4 protein-coding genes are annotated in these 4,445 nt (G+C 62.5%); all 4 read left to right on the forward strand.

Annotation, left to right across the window (positions count from 1 at the left end):
• Nucleotides 1-89: 89 nt before the first annotated feature.
• Nucleotides 90-1,076 (forward strand): pentapeptide repeat-containing protein, encoded by a 987-nt coding sequence (locus tag NW827_RS07840; protein WP_414362816.1) that lies wholly within the window; start codon nucleotides 90-92, stop codon nucleotides 1,074-1,076.
• Nucleotides 1,077-1,171: 95 nt separating this feature from the next.
• A complete protein-coding gene (locus NW827_RS07845) occupies nucleotides 1,172-2,680 on the forward strand; it encodes a sensor histidine kinase (protein WP_414362817.1) in 1,509 nt (502 codons plus the stop codon).
• A gap of 72 nt (nucleotides 2,681-2,752) precedes the next feature.
• Nucleotides 2,753-3,532, forward strand: coding sequence for a sensor histidine kinase (locus NW827_RS07850; RefSeq protein ID WP_414403817.1), 780 nt, complete (start codon nucleotides 2,753-2,755; stop codon nucleotides 3,530-3,532).
• A gap of 47 nt (nucleotides 3,533-3,579) precedes the next feature.
• Nucleotides 3,580-4,320 (forward strand): response regulator, encoded by a 741-nt coding sequence (locus tag NW827_RS07855; RefSeq protein WP_414362819.1) that lies wholly within the window; start codon nucleotides 3,580-3,582, stop codon nucleotides 4,318-4,320.
• Nucleotides 4,321-4,445 lie beyond the last annotated feature (125 nt).

The following is a 4,445-nucleotide window of genomic DNA, read 5'->3' on the forward strand; positions in this document are numbered from 1 at the left end:
TCTGGTTTGAAGGCCAAGTTTTCCCCGCCAACGCCAAGAGCCAGAGCCGGACCTCATTAAAATGGGCTCTAGGAGCGGATAACCTTGCCATGGATGCCAAAGATCTGCTCCGGCTATACCGGGCGGGGCGCACTTCCTTCGTAGGCGAGAACCTGGCTGCCCTTGACCTCAGCCGAGCCGACTTGATTGGGATAGACCTCTCCCAGGCTAACCTCCAGGGTGCCACCTTCCTCTTTGCCTACTTGGGGCGGGCCAAGCTGACTAAGGCCAACTTAGTGAGAGCCAACCTCAGTGGAGCCAATCTCAACCAGGCGGACTTGAGCGAGGCGGATCTCAGGGATGCTCAACTGCACGGTGCCACTCTGCAGGGGGCGGACTTGCACAGAGCCAACTTGACGCTGGCCCTATTGATTGACGCCAACCTCATCGATGCAGATCTCCGCTGGGCCGACTTAACCAGTGCTAACCTGGAGGGGGCTTGTCTGCGGGGGGCCAATCTCCGTTTTGAAAGCCGCCGAGGAGCCGTGTTGCGCAGCGCCAATCTTAGCCGCGCTGATCTCAGGGGAGCCAACCTATCGGGCGCAGATTTAACCCGGGCCAATCTCAGCAGGGCCAACCTCAAAGAGGCCAGTCTAGTTGGGGCGCGGTTGCAAGGAGCCAGCCTGCAGCAAGCCTGCTTGCAGGGAGTCATCCTCAGCAATGCCGACCTGAGGGAGGCTCGCTGTCTAGGTGCAGACTTGCAGGGGGCGCAGATGGGAAAGGCCAATTTAAAGGAGGCGCTGCTTAGCCAGGCCAACTTGGCAGAGGCCAACCTCAGCGAGGCAAACCTGACAGGGGCCGATCTTTCCGCCGCCTGTCTGTACTCCGCCAAACTGGCGCGGACGGACCTGAGTCGGGCCAATCTAGCTGGAGCTGATCTGCGGTCTGCTAACCTTGTGGACGCCTACTTGGGCCGCACCAGCCTAGAAAATGCCGATCTCAGCAACGCCATCCTCACCCGCGCCGATCTAAGCACAGCCAACCTCAGCGGGGCCAATTTGCGGGGAGCTACGCTTCCCGATGGGCGAACTGGCTGAGGCGGGGATCCACCCCGTAAAAGGTGAGGTTTTCCGCTGTCTGAGGAGCACTGCAACCGCTACTCTACAGGGGGAGGGTGGAAGCAGAGGGAGCCGTGAAGAGCCGCCGATTTCTGTCCCTGCTGGATGCCCTTTGGGCCGAGCTGCCTTTGCCAGAATGGTTGCCGGGGGCGGGGGAGCGCGCTTGGCAGCAGGCAGTGGCTGCGCTGCTGCGGCTGTGGCAGGAGGTGGGTCAATTTGGCGTGGTTATTGGCGGGCCGGTACCCTGGTGGCCTCCCTGGGTAAGCGGGGATCCGCCGCCTGTGGACGCCGTGCAGTACCGCCCCCGCCAGCCGGCGCGGGAGGCGCCCTGGCTGTTTACTCCGGATTTGTCGCCTGAGTCCATCCTAGCCCCCGGCCAGACAGTGATCCCCCTGCTGCGCCCCGACCCGCTGGCGGAGGAGCTATTTCTACTGCTGCTCACTCCTGTTTTTGCCGTGATAGTTGCCCAGGGGTACCATCCCCACACCCGGCAAAGGGGAATGATGCTCTCTTTTGAGCCGGAGGTGGTGCAGCGGGCCTGGCAGAACCTGGAAGAGCGAGTGCACCAGGGCAGGCCCGATCGGCTAGCTGCTTGGAGGGATCTAGCTATCCACTATCCCCTGAGAAAGCCCCATGGGCGGGTGCTGGCCCGCTTTAGCAGCTTCCTCCTACTGGGTTCCCTAGCTGAGACGGGATCCCCGCCTGCCTGCCTGCCCCCCGCTAGGGCAGAAAAGGAGCCTGCCCCTAGGCCTTCTCCGCCACCAGCCACGGCCAAGAGGCCAACCCCTGCGTCTTCCTCTTCCGCTGCCTCGCCACGGCTCGAGTCCCCTGCCCGCGGCCCCTCCTCCACCCCCCAAGCCGAGCCAGAGCAAGCGGGTAGCCTTTCAGAGGCAGAGCTCTTGCGGGCCCTCATCCACGAGATCCAGACGCCCCTCTGTACCATTCGCACCTTGGTCAGCCTCATCCTAAAGCAGCGCGACCTGCCACCACGGGTGCGGGAATACGTGGAGAAGATTGACCGCGAGTGCACCGAGCAGATCAACCGTTTTGGACTGTTTTTCCAGGCCACAGAAACGGTCATGCCCACTGCCCCTCCGGGCGAGGGACGGCGGTTGCACCTGGAGCCAATTGCCCTGGTGGATCTAGTGCGGCAAAACCTACCCCGCTGGCAAGACCAGGTAGAGCGACGGGGATCCCGCCTGGAGCTGGAGATCCCTGATGAGCTACCCGATGTAGTTAGCGATCCCAAAGCCCTGGAGGCCGTGCTATTTGGCATTGTCGACCGCCTGGCCCGGAGCACCCCTGCCGGCAGCCACATCCGCGCCCAATTGCTTAGCGCTGGCGAGCTGGTTAAGCTGCAGTTTCAGGTGAACACCCCAGAGGGGAGCGACAGCCCCAGCTCGGAACTCAAGTCCCCTCAAGCAATTGGCCAGTTGCTGGTGGTGCAGCCAGATACAGGCGCCATTAGCCTTAGCCTGCCAGTAGCCCAAACCCTGTTCCGAGCCTTGGGGGGCTACCTAACTGTGCGCCATCGGGCTCGCCAAGGGGAAATCCTCAATATCTACTTACCCCGCCAGCTCTAGTTTGGATCCCAGCTCCAAGGAGATAGGGCTAGGATCATTGAGGTGCCCCAGGAGAGTCAAGAGAGGGGATCCATGCCGAGAGGGAAAAAAGTTGCCGAACCCCACCCAGAGCCCGAGCCTGTCTGTGGGGCCAGGGCTGCCAGGCCGGGGGAGAGGGTCACGCTGCCTGCCCAGCAGCTTTCCACCCTCATCCACCAGATGCGCAACCCAATCGCGACCTTGAACATGCTGGCCAAGCTGCTGCAAAAGCGCCTGCCCCCTGAAGATCGCAACCACTGGATTGGGCTCAGTATCGAGAAAGAGTGTAAGCGCCTGCAAGAGCTACTGGGCGAGTTCGAGCGCTTGGATGGAGCTCCAGCCCCCCTGCAACTCCGGCCCCTTGCCCTGGGCGAGCTGCTCCAGGAGTGGATCCCCCTCTACCAAGCCCTCGCAGAAACCCAGGGGCATCGCTTCCAGGCCATTCTGCCCTCCTGGCTGCCCCAGGTTCAGACAGATCCCCGTGCCCTCCGCCAGGTGTTGGACAACTTAATTGACAACGCTTGTAAATATACCCCTCCCCCCGGCAACATCCAGCTTAGGGTGGAGCTTAGCCCTGCAGAGGCAGCGAAAAATGCAAGCGGCTCCCCTCGGCAGGAGGTGTGGATTGCTGTCTGCGACAACGGCCCTGGCATCCACCCCGAGAACCTGGAGCGGATCTTCGATCCGTTTTTTCGTGCCGATCTCTCCAAGCCGGGGCAGGGGCTGGGGCTGGCCATCAGCCGCAACTTGGCCGCCCAAATGGGAGGGAATCTCCAGGTGGAAAGCTCCCCCCAGGGCTCCTGCTTCCGCCTTAGCTTGCCTACGGTCCAGTAGGACTTGCCTCCCAACCAAAGTTTTGCAAGCTACCTAGGAGCTGCCCTATGGCCTCTTCCGCCAACACCAAACCCGAAACTGCTGCTAGGCCAGTGGCCCGCATTCTGCTAGTCGATGATGAGCCAGGCCTACGGGAAGCAGTGCAAGCCTACCTTGAGGAGAGTGGCTTTGAGGTGATCCCGGCTGCCAATGCCCAGCAGGCCCTGCAACTGCTCAGCACGGCCCAGCCCCAGCTAATTATCTCCGACATCATGATGCCGGGCATGGACGGCTACCAATTTTTGGCCCAATTGCGAAAACTCGAGCCCTACAGCCATCTGCCGGTGGTGTTCCTCACCGCCAAAGGGATGACCGCCGACCGCATCCAGGGCTACCGGGCCGGCGTCGATGCCTATTTGCCCAAGCCCTTCGATCCGGAGGAGCTGGTGGCCATCGTCTCCAATCTCATTGAGCGCTCCCGCGCGGCCAGCCCTTCGGAGGTGGTTGCCCGCGAGCTGGCCTCGATTCGCGCCCTGCTGTCGGAGCGCACCCTTGCTGCTGCCCCTCCCCCCCAGCCCGCTGCCCCCAACCCCTTGCCTCCACCCATCAAGGTGGAGCTGACGCCGCGGGAACAGCAGGTGTTGGAGAAGGTGGCGGAGGGGCTGATGAACAAAGAGATTGCCAAACAACTGCAAACCAGCGTGCGCAACGTGGAAAAATACGTCACCCGCCTCCTCAACAAAACGGGCACCAGCAGCCGCACCGAGCTGGTGCGCTACGCCCTCACCTACGGCCTGATCCGGTTGTAGCCCTCACCCCTGGCCCCTCTCCCTTTGGGAGAGCGGAGGAGGTGGTTTAGGGGGTGGCATTGGGGGCCAGGGTACCAGCCCCAACACCCCCAAGGCCTGCACCCCCGCGGGGTTGGAGGTGGTGA

Origin of the sequence: Synechococcus sp. H70.1 (genome assembly GCF_047502705.1) — a bacterium.
Classification (GTDB): Bacteria; Cyanobacteriota; Cyanobacteriia; order Thermostichales; family Thermostichaceae; genus Thermostichus.

Bases quoted from the DNA above. Each gene is read 5' to 3' on its own strand.
- NW827_RS07855 (WP_414362819.1), top strand. From the start codon at position 3,580: ATGGCCTCTTCCGCCAACACCAAACCCGAAACTGCTGCTAGGCCAGTG.
- NW827_RS07840 (WP_414362816.1), top strand. From the start codon at position 90: ATGGATGCCAAAGATCTGCTCCGGCTATACCGGGCGGGGCGCACTTCC.
- NW827_RS07850 (WP_414403817.1), top strand. From the start codon at position 2,753: ATGCCGAGAGGGAAAAAAGTTGCCGAACCCCACCCAGAGCCCGAGCCT.